At 61.1% G+C, this 14,895-nt stretch carries 14 protein-coding genes; 2 read left to right on the top strand and 12 right to left on the bottom strand.

All coding sequences use genetic code 11. The features are described 5' to 3' along the window. Positions 1–1,371 carry a sigma-54-dependent transcriptional regulator gene (locus A6D6_RS14270; RefSeq protein WP_133492844.1) on the top strand — a complete coding sequence of 457 codons (1,371 nt, stop codon included), beginning with the start codon at positions 1–3 and terminating at the stop codon, positions 1,369–1,371. Here A6D6_RS14270 and A6D6_RS14265 read toward each other — a convergent pair. After that, a complete protein-coding gene (locus tag A6D6_RS14265; RefSeq protein ID WP_159661103.1) occupies positions 1,344–2,429 on the bottom strand; it encodes an NAD(P)/FAD-dependent oxidoreductase in 1,086 nt (361 codons plus the stop codon). The two genes, A6D6_RS14270 and A6D6_RS14265, sit on opposite strands and share 28 nt — an antisense overlap. Before the next feature lie 128 nt (positions 2,430–2,557). On the opposite strand from A6D6_RS14265, the gene A6D6_RS14260 reads away from it, so the two are divergent. Further along, the gene (locus tag A6D6_RS14260; RefSeq protein WP_159661102.1) at positions 2,558–3,046 is read left to right on the top strand and encodes a GspH/FimT family protein; all 489 of its coding nucleotides are present in this window, start codon (positions 2,558–2,560) and stop codon (positions 3,044–3,046) included. A gap of 25 nt (positions 3,047–3,071) precedes the next feature. On the opposite strand, the gene A6D6_RS14255 is transcribed toward A6D6_RS14260, so the two are convergent. From A6D6_RS14255 to ribF, 11 genes are all read right to left on the bottom strand, one after another. Continuing rightward, complete coding sequence (locus A6D6_RS14255; RefSeq protein WP_159661101.1) at positions 3,072–3,491, bottom strand: type IV pilin protein; 420 nt, start codon at positions 3,489–3,491, stop codon at positions 3,072–3,074. Beyond that, positions 3,488–6,454: a PilC/PilY family type IV pilus protein gene (locus tag A6D6_RS14250; RefSeq protein WP_159661100.1), complete on the bottom strand. Its 2,967-nt coding sequence runs from the start codon at positions 6,452–6,454 to the stop codon at positions 3,488–3,490. The genes A6D6_RS14255 and A6D6_RS14250 overlap by 4 nt, the downstream gene beginning before the upstream one ends. Before the next feature lie 29 nt (positions 6,455–6,483). Continuing rightward, positions 6,484–7,035 carry a pilus assembly PilX family protein gene (locus A6D6_RS14245; RefSeq protein WP_133492848.1) on the bottom strand — a complete coding sequence of 184 codons (552 nt, stop codon included), beginning with the start codon at positions 7,033–7,035 and terminating at the stop codon, positions 6,484–6,486. Beyond that, complete coding sequence (locus tag A6D6_RS14240) at positions 7,035–7,826, bottom strand: PilW family protein (protein ID WP_133492849.1); 792 nt, start codon at positions 7,824–7,826, stop codon at positions 7,035–7,037. The genes A6D6_RS14245 and A6D6_RS14240 overlap by 1 nt, the downstream gene beginning before the upstream one ends. Then, positions 7,823–8,344, bottom strand: a complete 522-nt coding sequence (gene pilV / locus A6D6_RS14235; RefSeq protein ID WP_133492850.1) for a type IV pilus modification protein PilV — start codon at positions 8,342–8,344, stop codon at positions 7,823–7,825. The genes A6D6_RS14240 and pilV overlap by 4 nt, the downstream gene beginning before the upstream one ends. A 9-nt stretch (positions 8,345–8,353) precedes the next feature. Next, positions 8,354–8,833: a GspH/FimT family pseudopilin gene (locus A6D6_RS14230; RefSeq protein WP_236564112.1), complete on the bottom strand. Its 480-nt coding sequence runs from the start codon at positions 8,831–8,833 to the stop codon at positions 8,354–8,356. A gap of 229 nt (positions 8,834–9,062) precedes the next feature. Then, complete coding sequence (gene ispH / locus A6D6_RS14225) at positions 9,063–9,998, bottom strand: 4-hydroxy-3-methylbut-2-enyl diphosphate reductase (RefSeq protein WP_022996670.1); 936 nt, start codon at positions 9,996–9,998, stop codon at positions 9,063–9,065. Between the two features lie 130 nt (positions 9,999–10,128). Continuing rightward, complete coding sequence (fkpB, locus tag A6D6_RS14220; RefSeq protein ID WP_159661099.1) at positions 10,129–10,599, bottom strand: FKBP-type peptidyl-prolyl cis-trans isomerase; 471 nt, start codon at positions 10,597–10,599, stop codon at positions 10,129–10,131. Further along, positions 10,589–11,092 (bottom strand): signal peptidase II, encoded by a 504-nt coding sequence (gene lspA / locus A6D6_RS14215; RefSeq protein ID WP_159661098.1) that lies wholly within the window; start codon positions 11,090–11,092, stop codon positions 10,589–10,591. The genes fkpB and lspA overlap by 11 nt, the downstream gene beginning before the upstream one ends. Before the next feature lie 34 nt (positions 11,093–11,126). After that, positions 11,127–13,943, bottom strand: coding sequence for an isoleucine--tRNA ligase (gene ileS / locus A6D6_RS14210; RefSeq protein WP_159661097.1), 2,817 nt, complete (start codon positions 13,941–13,943; stop codon positions 11,127–11,129). Continuing rightward, positions 13,940–14,872: a bifunctional riboflavin kinase/FAD synthetase gene (ribF, locus tag A6D6_RS14205; RefSeq protein WP_133492854.1), complete on the bottom strand. Its 933-nt coding sequence runs from the start codon at positions 14,870–14,872 to the stop codon at positions 13,940–13,942. The genes ileS and ribF overlap by 4 nt, the downstream gene beginning before the upstream one ends. Between the last annotated feature and the right edge of the window lie 23 nt (positions 14,873–14,895).

Below are 14,895 nucleotides of genomic sequence, written 5' to 3'. Positions count from 1 at the left end.
ATGAATGACATAACTCCGCGTGTTTTGGTTGTGGACGACGAGTCGGACTTACGGGAACTTCTGGTCATCACCCTGGGGCGGATGAAACTGGAAGCAACGGCCGCGGACTCCCTGGCCGCCGCCCAGCGTCTGCTGGATCGCGACACCTTTCATCTGTGCCTGACCGATATGAACCTCGGCGACGGTACCGGTTTACAGTTGATCCGCTACGCGGCGGAGAAGGCGCCGGACCTGCCCATCGCGGTACTCACCGCGTTCGGCAATATGGAAACCGCCACCGAAGCGATGAAACTGGGGGCCTATGATTTCATCGCCAAGCCGGTAACGCTGGACCGGCTGCGGCAGTTGATCCAGGACGGCCTTGGCATCAGCCGCCATGGCGCCGCCGAAAGTGGCGAGGACGACGGGTTGATTGGCCAGTCGCCGGCCATGCAGCATTTACGGCGGCAAATCCGCAAGCTCGCCCGCAGCCAGGCGCCGATCTACATCAGCGGCGAGTCCGGCAGCGGCAAGGAAAAAGTGGCGCGGCTGATTCATACGCTGGGACCGCGCGGCGATCACCCCTTCGTCGCGGTGAACTGCGGTGCCATCCCCTCCGAATTGATGGAAAGTGAATTCTTTGGCCACCGCAAAGGCAGCTTCACCGGTGCCGTGGAAGACCGCAAAGGCCTGTTCCGGGAGGCGGACGGGGGCACTCTGTTTCTCGATGAGGTGGCGGATTTGCCGCTGCACATGCAGGTGAAGCTGCTGCGCGCGATTCAGGAAAAGACCGTGCGCCCGGTGGGCGAGTCACGGGAGTTCAGCGTCAATCTGCGCATTCTGTGCGCTACCCACAAGGATCTCAGCGAGGAAATGCAGGCCGGCCGCTTCCGCCAGGATCTTTACTACCGGTTGAATGTCATCGAGGCGCACGTACCGCCGCTGCGCGAACGTCTGGACGACGTTCCGGCGCTGGTTGACCACATCCTCTCGCGACTCGGCATCGCCTGGGACACCACGCCGCCCACGCTCAGTGACGGTACTTTGGCGGCGCTGCGCGGGTATCCGTTTCCCGGCAACGTGCGGGAGCTCGAGAACGTCCTGGAGCGGGCCATGACCCTGTGTGATGGCAACATCATTGAACCCTCCCATCTGCGTTTACCAAGCCAGACCGGCGCGGATACCCCCAGCCTGGGCGGCAGCCGAGATCCGGCGTTGCCGCTGGAGGACTATCTGCAGGACATCGAGCGGCAGGAAATTCTCAAGGCTCTGGACGCCACCCACTGGAACCGCACCGCCGCCGCGAAAAAGCTGGGCATGACGTTTCGCTCACTGCGGTACCGCTTGAAAAAACTGGCCCTGGATCAGGAAGAGGAAGAAGGCAGCGCGTAAAGTGCCGGGTCCAGATGCGGGCGCTCGCCACTCATCAGCGCCGCCAGCAACGCGGCGCTGGCCGGTGCCGACACCAGACCATTACGGTAGTGCCCCAGCGCGGCGTAGACCCCGGGCACGCCGGGCACCTCGCCCAGATACGGCCAGTCCCGGCCACAGCCGGGACGCACGCCGGCCCAATGGCTTACCGGCCTTTCCTCGGCCAGAGCCGGTAACAGCGCCGCCGCCATCCTCTCCAATGCCCAGCGCCCCGGCACCGTGGGATAATGGCTGTCATCACCGTCCTTCAACGTTGAGCCCGCCAGCACGGCACCGTCGGCACGGGGAATCAGATAGCCCTGCTCGGTCAGCAACACGGTCGGCACCCGCCCCGGCACCAACTGATAGAGCAGCATTTCTCCCTTGGAAGGAAACAACGGCAAATTGAGCCCGAGCGGACTGAGCAACCGCGAGCCCCACATACCGGCACTGACCAGCACACGAGCCGCCTGCCATTGCCGTCCGTCGGCCAGCGCCACCGACGCCCCACCCACGGCGCGCGGAGATAGTGATACCGCCGGTGTTGCTTCGAATCGCACACCCTGGGCCGAGAGATGAGCCCGCAGTGCCTTGAGAATACGGGGATTACGTAAATTGCCCAGAGTTGGAAACCACACCCCTTCCCGGTCGGTGGCTTCCGGCATTCGCTGGGACAGGCGTTCCGCCACGCAGGACAGCCGCCAACGGCGTGCCCAGGCCATGGCGTCGGCACGTTCCTTCTCGGTTTCCACCGCCACCCAAAGTCCGCTGTCGTTGAGGTCCTCGTCCACGAGTCCGGCCCGCCCACGCAGCCGTGTAATCAGGCCGCGATAGCGCTCCGGCGCATCCACCGTCAGCAAGTTCATGGCATCGGGATAGCGCCAGGCGTACAGCGGCGACAGGATGCCACCGCCGGCCCAGGACGCCGGCGGAAAGCGGGTCGGCGCGTCGATGACGGCAACCCGGCAACCCCGGTCGGTGAGTTCCAAAGCGCTTAACAATCCGACGATACCGCCGCCGACGACGAGCAAATCAGCCATAGCAATCAGGGAATATGGACTACAGAAAGAAGAGCAACAGTAGCACAAAGGCCACCTTGCCGGGACGGTAAACTGGCCTCTGGTTGCCACACATCAAAGGCCAGGACGGCCATGGGAGGGACAAGGACGTGCGCGGATTCACACTGGTGGAACTACTGGTCACCATGACCCTGCTGGCGCTGCTGTTGGGCGCCGGCTTTCACTGGCAAAAAGAGGCGCTGCCCCGGCACAGGGTGATATCAGCCAGCAACCAGGTTCTGGGCCTGATTCAGTATGCCCGGGCCGAGGCACTGACGCGGGGACCGATCTATTTATGCGACGGCAACAGCCATTGCGACCGCTTCCAGGTAACGTCCTCATTGCTTTTGGCTCAGGCCCGGGATGGCGTTGCCGCTATCACCAATGATGACGTGTTCCACCGCCTTGATCTGCCCGAGGGCACCACCCTTACCTGGCGCCGCTTTCGCGGCAGCGCGCTACGCTATGAACGACGTGGCAATTTGTATTACCAGAACGGCAGTTTCCTGATCTGCAACCAGGGACAGGGACGCCGCGTCATCATGTCGGTGATGGGCACCGCCCGCATCGAGCCGATCAGCGGCGGCGATTGCCTCTAGAGAGCACGATCCCGTCGCCGTCTCCTCACCGCTCCCAACTGGACGTGGCGCTGGGCGTGCAATCGCCGCCTTTCACCCAGCAAGTCTGCCCTTCGCTGTTGAGTTTGAGATTGCCATCCCCCGCCATGCCCGCGCCGGAGTGGGGCGTGGCGGTGATCAGATAGCTCTGATGATCATTGCTGGTGGCCACCTGGACGTTGTAATAGGCGTCTCCGGCCAGGCCGCCGGCTGTCGCGCCCTCATAGGAAAAATGGCGGGCCCGGTAGGTTTCCAGCGATGCCGCCAGGTCCATCAGCTTGCCCTGGTATTCGGCCCGACGGGTACTTTTTACTTGCTCGGTGTAGCTCGGGTAGGCGATGGCGGCGAGGATCGCCACCACCACCACCACGATCATCAGTTCGATCAGCGTGAAGCCGGCCATGGGATTCCGGGTCATCCGGTTCATGGTGCCGTCCCCCCTTGCTCAGGTGGGAAATAGGCGTTGGCGTCGTTCTTTTCCATGGGATACCAGCGGCGTTTGCGGAACAGGTTGTAGTTCATGCCGTCATCGCCGATAAACTCCAGTCCCACGTTAAAGGACACGCCACTGCCGCCCTCATCGTCATCACCGCCGCCATCACCATCACCGGGCGTGCCACCGTCGGTGATCACCGGCACCACGCCCGGCGGGATCGCGGAGGTAATCAGCTTGGTGCCGTCCCAGGAAGCCTCGCCATCGTTGGTGAAGGACGCCAGCTCCCCGGTGATCATGTCCGCTCGATAGGCATAAGCCTCACCGTAACGCACCACACAGGGATCATCGTCCTGGTCCGCATTGGTGGGCACGTAAGTGGTGAACATCACCGAATTCTGATAGATGCTCGGGGAAGACAATACCTTTTCACCGGAACGCAAGAAGGTCACGTACCACCCCTTCGAGGACGCGGACGGGTCACTGCTACGGGCATTGCGCAGCTCGCTCATGGTAATCACGTCGGGTTGATTGGTATTTTTAAAGGTGCCGTCGGCGAACATGAAGAAGCCTTCCTCCGTGTCCTCGTCCAGAGGGTGGGCCCGGTAGCCTGAGCCGACGGCCACATACAGCGTCTCCCGCAAGCCATCGCGCACATAACCGATGGCGGGCGCTTCATAAAAGCGGCGGTGCTCGCTGTCACCGAAATTGGCCAACCGAACCACGCCCTTCACCAGCGAACCGGCACCGTCGTTGTTATTGTCAAGATTGACGCGGAACACCTGCCCACCAAGGTCGGCGAAGTAGAGGTGGTCCGCCAGACCATCCAATCGGCCATTCTTCAGGTCCACCACGGCGATGCCTCCCGGCACCGACCATTTCATGCTTTCCACCGTTGTATGGGCGACGCCGGCATTGGCGTCGGCACCGGCGGACCAAATCAATTCACCGGTTTCCGCGTCGACCATGTAGATGCCATTGCCGACACTGTCCTTCGCCGCTCTTTGGCCAGCGGTATCATGATGTTCGGCGTCGTAACCACCGCCAAACACCAGTACCGTTTTCACTTCACCGTCGATACGTACCCGGGTGATGGTCGGCGTGGACCAGGTCTGCCCCAGTCGCTCGAATCCGCTACTGGCATTGGCGCCGCTCTCATCCTTGCCCTGGATCCGCCACATCAGCTCCGGGCTGCTTATGGACGACACATCCAGACCGTAATAGGCGTTCCCGCCCCGGCGCATGCCTCCGAAAATCCACACCTTGTCGGCGTCGCCGTTCTCCTTGGCGGTGCGATAGGCCACCCACGAACCGTCCATACCGTAGGGATCGCGGGTATTGTCCTCCCGCAAATCGGGGGAGCGGACAAAATCATATGCTTTCCTAAGCATGCGGTCCGGCATGAACGTGAATTTCTCACGGCCGTCATCGGTATCGATGGCGTGCAACATGCCGCCATTGGTGGATACGAAGAGATAGTTCTCCTGGCCGTCCACGTCATTGGCGTTAGCCCCCAGTTCATAGTTCACCAGCAGCGGCACACTATGCATGGGATCCGCCCAGAGTGTGTTCAAGGCATTGTAGACTTTCAGCTTGGTATCAAACTCCGGCACCGGATTGTTGTCCGGAATTCCCATTTGCGCGGGTTGAAGAATCGTTTCCACCCGATTTTCGGTGAGCCAGTCGCCGCCGCCGTTATCACTGTTATTGCCCACATAGATCTTGCGGTCCTGATATTGATCGTTTCTGCCACGAGCACCACCTTTGGTGACATCCGGGCCATCAGCTTCCGTGGGCGTCCAATAACTCCAGGCCGAATCGCGAAAATAGCCGGTGCTGGCATCCACCGCGGAGGCACCATTCTTATCCACGACTTCACTGCCGTCCTTGCGATAACGTTTCAAATTGCCGGGCCAGACCGAACTTTTAGAGGGCTTGAAAACGGCATAATAAAGCTGATTCAGATGCTCCAGCCGATTGTTCTGGTTTACCGCCACACCCGGCGAAGTAATGGTTTGGGAGTCTTCCGCTATCAGATTGAGGATGTCATTGAACTCGGCGGCCAGTTCTTCGGCATCGTTGGCAAGACGAACCCTCTCCGTGCCACCGGCAACCGCCACCGAAGTCATGTTCCTTACCTGGGATGAAGTCGCGCTGACACCAAAGGCCACCTGCCAGGTCTTTACCGCACGCTCCTGACCATTGTTCTCGCTCGCCAACCACCCGGCCAGTTGTTCCTGACAACTGTATGAACCGTTGCAATACCCTCCGGCGATATTTCTCACCGAATCGTAGTCGCTGTCCCGAGTCGGGTCCCCATCGGTCATGACGATGATGTGGTTGCTTTCACACTGATTATTGATGTTCATCGGCGATTGATAACTATCATCGCTGACCCAGTCCCATTGGCGACAACTACCGTTGGATCGATAGCGCACACATTGATAGTGCATGTTCACCGCCACCTGGGGTTTGTCCTGGGAGGCTTCCCCATACACGGCGTAAGTGGTCGGACTCATCCCCATCATGTAGCGAGCCATCTCTGAATACGCCTCCATGGTGGGCGTATTCGAGGTGCCCGAAAGGCCGTTCACCAAAGACTTGACCTCGCCGCGAGCGGTGCTGTCCATGTCACTGACCGGATAGAAGACATAGCCGCCGTAACCATTGCTGTCGTACCCGCCATTGAACTTGCCAACGCCCACGCGGACCCCTTCGCCCAGGCCGTCGATAACCTCGGTGAAGGCGGTTTTCAACTGCGACATCTTGGTCGGACTACCCTGCTCCATACTCCCCGAGGTATCGATCAGGAACAGTACATTGGCGATCTGTTCGTTCTCGTCATTGCCGACACCGGCGCGGGAGAAATAGATTTCCGTATCGTCCGCGTAAAGCGGCGTCGGCGCCAACGACAAGGCAACCAGTAACAGGCCTGACTTGAAAATATTCTCGAGCATGACTCCCCCCCGCTCGTGCTTATTCGTGCTTAGTTTTCCGTGTCCACGTTAAAGTCGGACGATGACACCATCCCGCGTTTCAAGGCTTCCAACATGTGATGGTTGCCCATTGAAAAGTCATCAATCTCCGCCTCACCGAGAATCTCGAAGGTGAAGTCAACCACCAGAGTGTTGTTGCCGGACATGCTCAGTTGCCCTCCGGATACCGCCCTCATCCCCTCCTGGCGAATCCGTGACCCCGCTCGTACCAGCCCTCTTGAATCCATACTGTCCGTGCTGGTGCAGGCCCTGGTCGCCGCCGTCGTGGCGCCACCCACCAGGCAGCGTTGTCCCACCGTCCCGGCCAGGAACGGCTGCAGTTGCGCACTGCTCATGCCATACAGGGCGCTGAAAGCTTCATTCACTGCCGACTCGGCTCCTTCAAAAGCCATCGCATCCACCTGAGTGCCAGTGGCGATCTTGCTGCTGAACATGCTGGTTTTCATGGCGGTGATACCCAGGATCGAGACGATCACGAGAATCATCAGGGCGACCAGAAGAGCGGCCCCACGCTGCGATTGATAGTGTGTTATCGGCATCATCAGATCACATCCCAGGGATAATTCCGGATAGCGACGGTGGAAAAGAACTGACGGCGTAGCGTTCTACCCGCGCTGACGTCGACCTCCCGATCCAGTATGTAAAAGGTCTGATCCTGCTCGCCGCCGCCAAGCACCGGCAGATCGGCTTCCATCAGCAGGCCGATCTTCACCGCCACGATCCGGCTTTGATCCACATCGGCGCTGGCCAGCACTTCGTCGGCGCTCAGGTACTGAGAGGCGAAGGCAATGCCGTCGGTGGTCTGATCCACGCCATAGAGCACCTGGAAGCTCTTTATCCCCCGCAACAGGACGACTCCGTTTGAAGCACCACTCTGGTTCCCACGGCAATAAAGCTCGTCATCGTTATCGCCCCCCACCCAGTAGGTGTTGACGATTTCCGTCATAACGCCCGCTCCATTGCCCTGGCAATCCAACTCGCCATGGTAGGCAAGGGTGAGGCGATCGCTGTCGGCACCGCCGTCGCTCCCCGGCGGAATGGCGGACCCACCGGTTACCGCGCTGCTGGCATCCAGAATGATGCCTGGCATGAAAGTGGCACTGACAGCGTCGCTCATATTGCCCGCCAGGCGCACATCCTGGTTGATAAAACGCATGGCCAGATCACCCTGCTCCTGTATCCGGGCCATGTTCTGTTGCAGTGAGAACGTCCGTTGGTTGGTGGAAAACAGAGAAATCGCGGCGCCGGTAATGATCAGTCCCAGCACCATGGCCACCATGAGTTCCACCAGGCTGAAACCGGTCTGTTGTTGATGTGTGCCAAACAGCCTCATCGTGTCACCTCCATCACCACGCACTTGGCGCTGTCATCGGTATTAATGTTGCCGCCGTCGACACAGCCGCCGAGAGCCTGGTCTCCCCAGGCCACCACCACGCAACTGGTCAGGGTGGTGCCACTATCGCAGGGCTGTACCCGGATCTTGCCGGCGGGCAACAAGTTTCCCGCCTGCCAGCGCAGGGTATTGCGGTCCCAGGCCGACATCTGATCACTGTCACACGAGCTTGCCATGCAGTTCGGATTGGAAGGCGGCGCCTCGCCCAGGGCACCGGCCCCCGTATCCCAGCTGTTTTGCTGAAGATAGGTGGAGCGGGCTTGCGGATTGGCAACGATGCGTTCCAATGCGTCCCGTGCCAACGCCGTGGCCTGGGAACGAATATTGGCGTCCTCGGTGCTCTTCAAGGCATTGAGCTGCAGTCCGGCATAGCCAAGCACGCCGATGGCCAGTACCAACAACGCCACCAGGATCTCCACCATGCCGACGCCGCTTTGCCGTTCTCGGGAAATGTGCATGGCGCCCCCCTAGCTGCAGGTCAGCGGTTTGTTTTGAAGATCGCCGAAGCGCCCCAGGGAGATCTCCCGGCCGGTCTCGCCGGTACGGTCATCGCACACCTCGAAGGTCGCGTCGTTGTCCACCCGGCCGGAGCGGTCGAACACCAGTTCTGTCACACCGCTGTTTTCCGTGACACTGACGCCTTCTCCGGCGGAAAAGGTCTGGTTCTGCTCAACCGCGCCAACGCCATAATCCAGCTCCCAGCCGTTGCTCCAGTCCGCCGGCGATCCCAACGGTTTGAGCTTCACGTCACGACGGGCACTCACCGCCTGGGAACGGGCGGTATTGAGCGCGGTGATCAGATCCGAAGTAGTGGAGCGCAGCGCATTGCTGGCGATGACGTTCTGAAATGACGGCACGGCGATGGCCAGCAGAATGCCCGCGACCATGATCCCCAACATCAGTTCGATAATGGTGAAACCGCCGTTGTCCCCACGAGTGCCGGCCACGTCTTCCCCCAAATAAGTGAACTCGGTGTCGACACTCTAGCGATTGCAAAACAGGCGACAAGCACGCTCGGACAAGCGGTAGCCCGCCTGTACCGAACGGCTCGAACACTTGAGGGAGCGGGGGTTTTATATGTGATTAAATTCACACAAAAAAAGCGCAAATCTCATTTCAGGCATACCTGTCCTGAGTGTCCGTCAAAGCATCCATGACAGGTTTAAAAAGAGGGTGTCAGGCGCGCAACGCCTTGGGCATGGAAAAGCTGATGTTCTCCTCGCGGCCGGGGATTTCCTCCGCGCTTTCCCCTCCCAGTTCGCGCAACCGGCTGACCACCTGATGCACCAGCTCTTCCGGAGCGCTGGCGCCGGCGGTGACGCCAACCGCTTTCTTGCCTTGCAGCCAGGCGGCATCAATCATGGCCGGATCATCCAGAAGATACGCTTCGGTACCGCAACGTTCCGCCAGTTCCTTCAGACGGTTGGAGTTGGAGCTGTTCACCGAGCCCACCACCAGAACCAGATCGCATTCCAGCGCTAACTGACGCACCGCGTCCTGGCGGTTGGTGGTGGCGTAGCAGATATCCTCGCGCTTGGGGCCGAGGATATTGGGGAAACGTGCCCGCAAGGCATCAATGATGCGGGCGGTGTCGTCCACGCTGAGCGTGGTCTGGGTGACGAACGCCAGATAGTCCGGGTTGGTGACTTCCAGCGTGGCCACGTCGTCTTCGCTTTCCACCAGGTACATACGCCCTCCCTTGGAGGTGTCGTACTGCCCCATGGTGCCTTCCACCTCGGGATGGCCGGCGTGGCCGATCAGCACCGCTTCCCGCCCCTCGCGGGCATAACGGATCACTTCCATATGCACTTTGGTAACCAGCGGACAAGTGGCGTCGAACACCTTCAGGGCCCGCTGCTCGGCCTCTTCCTGTACCACCCGGGAGACACCGTGGGCACTGAAAATAACGATGGCGTCGTCCGGCACCTCATGCAGTTCCTCGACGAAGACCGCGCCCCGATCACGCAATCCATCCACCACGAAACGGTTGTGGACCACTTCATGGCGCACGTAAACCGGCGGCCCGAACACGTCCAGGGCACGGTTGACGATGGCGATGGCGCGATCGACGCCAGCACAGAAACCACGGGGATTGGCGAGACGAATATCCATAGAGGCCAGTTTATAGTGAACAGTGAACAGTGAACAGCGTGGGTGGTCTTTAGCCGCTGTGGGAGCTTGCCGGCAGGCGCCTACAGAAAATGTCGGCCTTTTTTCGCTGTTAACTATTCACTATTAACTATTAATTGAGTTTCACCGTTTGTTCCGGAGCATCGTGCTCGACACGGACGATCTCGACCTCAAAGGTCAGTTCGCGACCGGCCAGGGGATGGTTGAAATCCACCGTCACCCATTGCTCATCCAGGGCGCTGACCACGCCGGGCAGTTCGGCGCCGGCGGCGTCGGCGAAGTTCATCACCGTGCCCACCTCCATGCCATCGGGAGCGGCGAAGGTGTCACGGCGGAAATGCTGCACGTTCTGCTCGTTGTACTCACCAAATCCCGATTCGGCATCGATGAAAACGCTGCGTCGATCACCGGCCTTAAGGCCAAGGATGGCGCGTTCGAAACCAGGCAGCAAGGAGCCATCTCCCCAGACGAAAGAGGCCGGCTCGCCGGCGAAAGTGCTGTCCAGCTCCGTGCCATCCATCAGGCGCACGGCGAAATGCAAAGTGATGCGGGTTTGCGGCCCGATGCGTAGCTCATCGCTCATGGCGGCCACGCCCTCCCACGATCATGTCGAGAATAATCAGACCGGCACCGATGGTGATGGCGGTGTCGGCCAGGTTGAACGCCGGGAAGTGCCAGCCGGCCCAGTGGAAGTCGAGAAAATCCACCACATGGCCGAGCACGATCCGGTCATACAGGTTACCCAGGGCTCCGGCCAGAATCAGGGCCAGCCCCGCGCCTTGCAAACGCTCATCGCGAAGCCGCGCCAGCCAGACCAGGATCAACACGGACGCGCCCAGCGCCACCAACGTGAAGAACCAGCGCTGCCAGCCACCGGCCTCGGCCAGAAAGCTGAAGGCGGCGCCGGTATTGTAGGCCAGGGTGAGATTAAAGAACGGCAGCACTTCCAACCGTTCGAACAAATCGAAACGAGCCACGACCATGTGCTTGGTGATCTGGTCCAGGACGATCGCCAGAGCGCTCAGCCAGAGCCAGCCGAGCTGGCCCGGCAGTCCCCTGGTGCTGGCTTTCGTCATGCTCGCGCTATTCGTATCGCGCCCGCCGCCGGCCTCATGCATAGCAACGCTCCTCGCCGGAACCATCCACGTTGCTGATGCAACGGCCACACAGTTCCGGATGTTCGGCGTGGCTGCCCACATCCTCACGGTGATGCCAGCAACGGGCGCATTTACTGTGGGCGGACGCCACCACCTGTACTTTGAGCCCCTCCACCGCACTGGCCTCGAGCCCTTCCGGCGCTTCCGACAGGGGCTTGAGGGTGGCGGTGGAGGTGATGGTGACGAAGCGCAGCTCTTCGCCCAGTTGCTCCAGCAATGCCCGCAGTTCCGGAGTGACGAACAGCGTGGCTTCGGCGGCCAGGTTGGCGCGCAGTTCCTTGCGGTTGCGCGCCTCCTCAATGGCTTTGTTCACCGCCTGTTTGACCGCCTGGACCTGTTCCCAGAACGCCATGCCCATGGCCTCGTCGCCGGCCAGGGGGAACAGTCCCTCGAACCAGGTGGTGAGGAATACGGATTCGGGACGCCCCTCGCCGGGCAGGTGCTCGAAAATCTCCTCGGCGGTGAAGCTGAGGATCGGTGCCATCCAACGCACCAGCGCCTGGGCGATCAGATAAAGCGCGCTCTGGCAGGAGCGGCGCGCCACCGAATCTTCCCGGGTGGTGTATTGGCGGTCCTTGATGATATCCAGATAAAAACCGCCCAGTTCCAGCGCGCAGAAATGATGCAGACGCTGATAGACCAGGTGGAATTGGTAGCTTTCGTACAGTTCACGCAGTTCATCCTGCAGCTGCGCGGTGCGGGCCACGGCCCAGCGGTCCAGCGCCAGCATGTCCTCCGCCGCCACTTGATGCCGGGACGGGTCGAAACCGTTCAGGTTGGAGAGCAGGAACCTCGCAGTATTGCGAATCCGCCGGTAGCTGTCCGCCACTTGCTTGAAGATGGTTTTGGAGACCGTCATCTCACCGCGATAATCGGTGGAGGCGATCCACAAGCGCAGGATGTCAGCGCCCAGATCATTCCAGACCTCCTGGGGCGCGATCACGTTGCCCAGGGACTTGGACATTTTCCGACCCTGCTCGTCCACGGTGAAGCCGTGGGTAAGCACGCCCTTGTAGGGGGCCTTGCCACGCATGGCGACACCAGTGAGCAGCGAGGACTGGAACCAGCCGCGATGCTGATCCGAGCCTTCCAGGTACAGGTCCGCCGGCACCGTCAGTTCCGGGCGCTGCTCCAGCACCGAGAAATGGGTGGTGCCGGAATCGAACCAGACGTCCAGGACGTCGGTGACCTTGGTATAACGTTCAGCGTCCTCACCGAGCAACTCCGCCGGGTCCAGCTCGAACCACGCCTCGATACCGCGCTGTTCCACCCGCTTCGCTACCTCTTCGATCAGACGCGGCGTTTCCGGATGTGGCTCCGAGGTATCGCGATCCACGAACAAGGCGATCGGCACCCCCCAGGTCCGTTGCCGGGAAATGCACCAATCCGGGCGGTCACGCAGCATGCCCTCGATGCGGGCCTTGCCCCAGTCAGGGATCCACTGCACCCGATCCACCTCGGCACGGGCCTGCTCCAGCAGATCGCCTTTTTCCATGGCGATGAACCATTGCGCGGTACTGCGGAAAATGATCGGCGTCTTGTGGCGCCAGCAATGCGGGTAGCTGTGCGTAATGGTCTGCAAGGCCATTAATGCATCGGCGGCTTCCAGCGCCTCGATCACCGGACCGTTGGCCTTGTTCACATGCATACCGCCAACCACCGGCAGATCGGCGCGGAACACGCCGTTGTCCTGCACTGGAGAGTCCACTTCCAGGCCATAACGCTGGCCCACCAGGAAGTCGTCCTCACCGTGTCCTGGCGCGGTATGCACACAGCCGGTACCGGCGTCGGTGGTGACGTGCTCGCCGAGCACCACCGGCACCTGGCGGTCCAGGAACGGATGCGCCAGCACCAGGTTTTCCAGCACTTGTCCCTGGAACACCGCGGAGCGGATCACATCCTGCAAATCAAAGCGTTCGATCACCGCGTCGGCCAGAGCCTCGGCCACCACCAACTGACGGTGTTTGCCATTCTGGGTGCCGTCCAGCAACACGTATTCCAGCTCCGGATGCACCGCCACCGCCTGGTTGGCGGGCAACGTCCAGGGCGTGGTGGTCCAGATCACCAGAGCCGGTTGCTCCGCCGGTACACCAGAGCGGGCGGTGAAGTCCGCCGGGTCCACCACGGCGAAGGCGACGTCGATGGCCGGAGACTTTTTGTCCTGGTATTCCACTTCCGCTTCCGCCAACGCGGAAGCGCAGTCCAGACACCAGTGCACCGGCTTGAAGCCCTTGGTAAGCAGTCCCTTGTCGACGATCTTGCCGAGCGCGCGAATGATGTTCGCCTCGGTGCCGTAGTTCATGGTCAGATAGGGATGTTCCCAGTCCCCGAACACACCAAGACGGATGAAATCCGCTTTCTGCAGTTCCAGTTGCTCGGCGGCGTAGGCCCGGCATTCCTCACGGAAGGTGCGCGCGTCCACCTTATGGCCGGCCTTGCCCACCTTCTGCTCCACCTTGTGTTCGATGGGCAGCCCGTGGCAGTCCCAGCCCGGCACATAGGGCGCGTCGAAGCCCTCGAAACCGCGCGCCTTGACGATGATGTCCTTGAGCACCTTGTTGATGGAGTGGCCGATATGAATCACGCCATTGGCGTAGGGAGGACCATCATGCAACACGAACTTGGGCCGGCCTGCGGCGGCGGCCCGCATCTTGCGATACAGGTTAATTCGACCCCACTGCTCCAGTCGCCGGGGTTCGCGCTGGGCCAGACCCGCCTTCATGGGGAAGTCGGTGTGGGGAAGATTCAGTGTCGCCTTGTAGTCGGTCATGATGTCCCTTGGAAATAGGTTTCGACTTGTTGCACATCCCGCTGAATCGCGGCTTTCAGTTCATCCAGACTGGCGAACCTCTCCTCCGGGCGCACGAAGTGGTGAAAGTGCACCGTCAGGTGAGCGCCATACAGATCCCCCTGGAAATCCAGCAGATGGACCTCCAGGCGGTTTTCCACGCCGTTGACCGTGGGCCGGGTCCCCACGTTGGCCGCTCCGGTCTGCCCCTCGAGACCCGCCCCGTCCACCGTCACGGCATAAATGCCCTGCACTGGCGGAACCTGCCGCTTGAGCGCCAGATTCACCGTGGGCAGTTGCAGCGTCCGGCCGATCTTGTCGCCGTGGCGGACCCGGCCGCTGATATCGTAGGGGCGACCCAGCAGTTGCTCCACCAGGGCGAAGTCGCCGGCCGCCAGCGCCGATCGCACCCGGGTGCTGGAGACCCGCTCACCGGTCATCTGGCAGGTGGCGGTGTCGCGGACCTGGAAGCCAAAGCGTTCGCCGGCCTGTTCCAGATAGGCGAAGTCCCCCAGCCGGCCACGGCCGAAGCGAAAATCATCCCCGACCACCAGATACTCGACGGCGAGGCCGTCGACCAGGATGTCACGGACGAATTGTTCAGCTTCCAGGTTACGGAAGGCGTCATTGAAACGCACGCACAGCACCTGATCGACGCCGTAACGGGCCAGGGTAATCAGCTTGTCCCGCAGGTTCATCAGACGGGCCGGGGCCTGGTCACCGAGGAAAAACTCCTGCGGCTGCGGCTCGAACAACATCACCGTGGCCAGGGCGCCACGGGCCCGGGCCTCGGCCACCACTTTATCCAGGATGCGCTGATGCCCACGGTGCACACCATCGAAATTGCCGATAGTGGCCACACAGCCACGATGGGCCGGCCTTAAATTGTGCACGCCACGAATCAGTCGCATTCGGTCCTCACTGCCCGCCCCCG

Source organism: Alcanivorax xiamenensis, assembly GCF_009846745.1.
Taxonomy (GTDB): domain Bacteria; phylum Pseudomonadota; class Gammaproteobacteria; order Pseudomonadales; family Alcanivoracaceae; genus Alloalcanivorax; species Alloalcanivorax xiamenensis.
The sequence above is the reverse complement of the archived record's forward strand: the minus strand, read 5'-3'. Positions and strand labels throughout refer to the sequence as shown.

Excerpts from the sequence above, each read along its gene's own strand:
- A6D6_RS14270 (WP_133492844.1), top strand. The coding sequence starts at position 1 with ATGAATGACATAACTCCGCGTGTTTTGGTTGTGGACGACGAGTCGGAC.
- A6D6_RS14265 (WP_159661103.1), bottom strand. The coding sequence starts at position 2,429 with ATGGCTGATTTGCTCGTCGTCGGCGGCGGTATCGTCGGATTGTTAAGC.
- A6D6_RS14255 (WP_159661101.1), bottom strand. The coding sequence starts at position 3,491 with ATGAACCGGATGACCCGGAATCCCATGGCCGGCTTCACGCTGATCGAA.
- A6D6_RS14250 (WP_159661100.1), bottom strand. The coding sequence starts at position 6,454 with ATGCTCGAGAATATTTTCAAGTCAGGCCTGTTACTGGTTGCCTTGTCG.
- A6D6_RS14245 (WP_133492848.1), bottom strand. The coding sequence starts at position 7,035 with ATGATGCCGATAACACACTATCAATCGCAGCGTGGGGCCGCTCTTCTG.
- A6D6_RS14240 (WP_133492849.1), bottom strand. The coding sequence starts at position 7,826 with ATGAGGCTGTTTGGCACACATCAACAACAGACCGGTTTCAGCCTGGTG.
- pilV (WP_133492850.1), bottom strand. The coding sequence starts at position 8,344 with ATGCACATTTCCCGAGAACGGCAAAGCGGCGTCGGCATGGTGGAGATC.
- ispH (WP_022996670.1), bottom strand. The coding sequence starts at position 9,998 with ATGGATATTCGTCTCGCCAATCCCCGTGGTTTCTGTGCTGGCGTCGAT.
- fkpB (WP_159661099.1), bottom strand. The coding sequence starts at position 10,599 with ATGAGCGATGAGCTACGCATCGGGCCGCAAACCCGCATCACTTTGCAT.
- lspA (WP_159661098.1), bottom strand. The coding sequence starts at position 11,092 with ATGACGAAAGCCAGCACCAGGGGACTGCCGGGCCAGCTCGGCTGGCTC.
- ileS (WP_159661097.1), bottom strand. The coding sequence starts at position 13,943 with ATGACCGACTACAAGGCGACACTGAATCTTCCCCACACCGACTTCCCC.
- ribF (WP_133492854.1), bottom strand. The coding sequence starts at position 14,872 with ATGCGACTGATTCGTGGCGTGCACAATTTAAGGCCGGCCCATCGTGGC.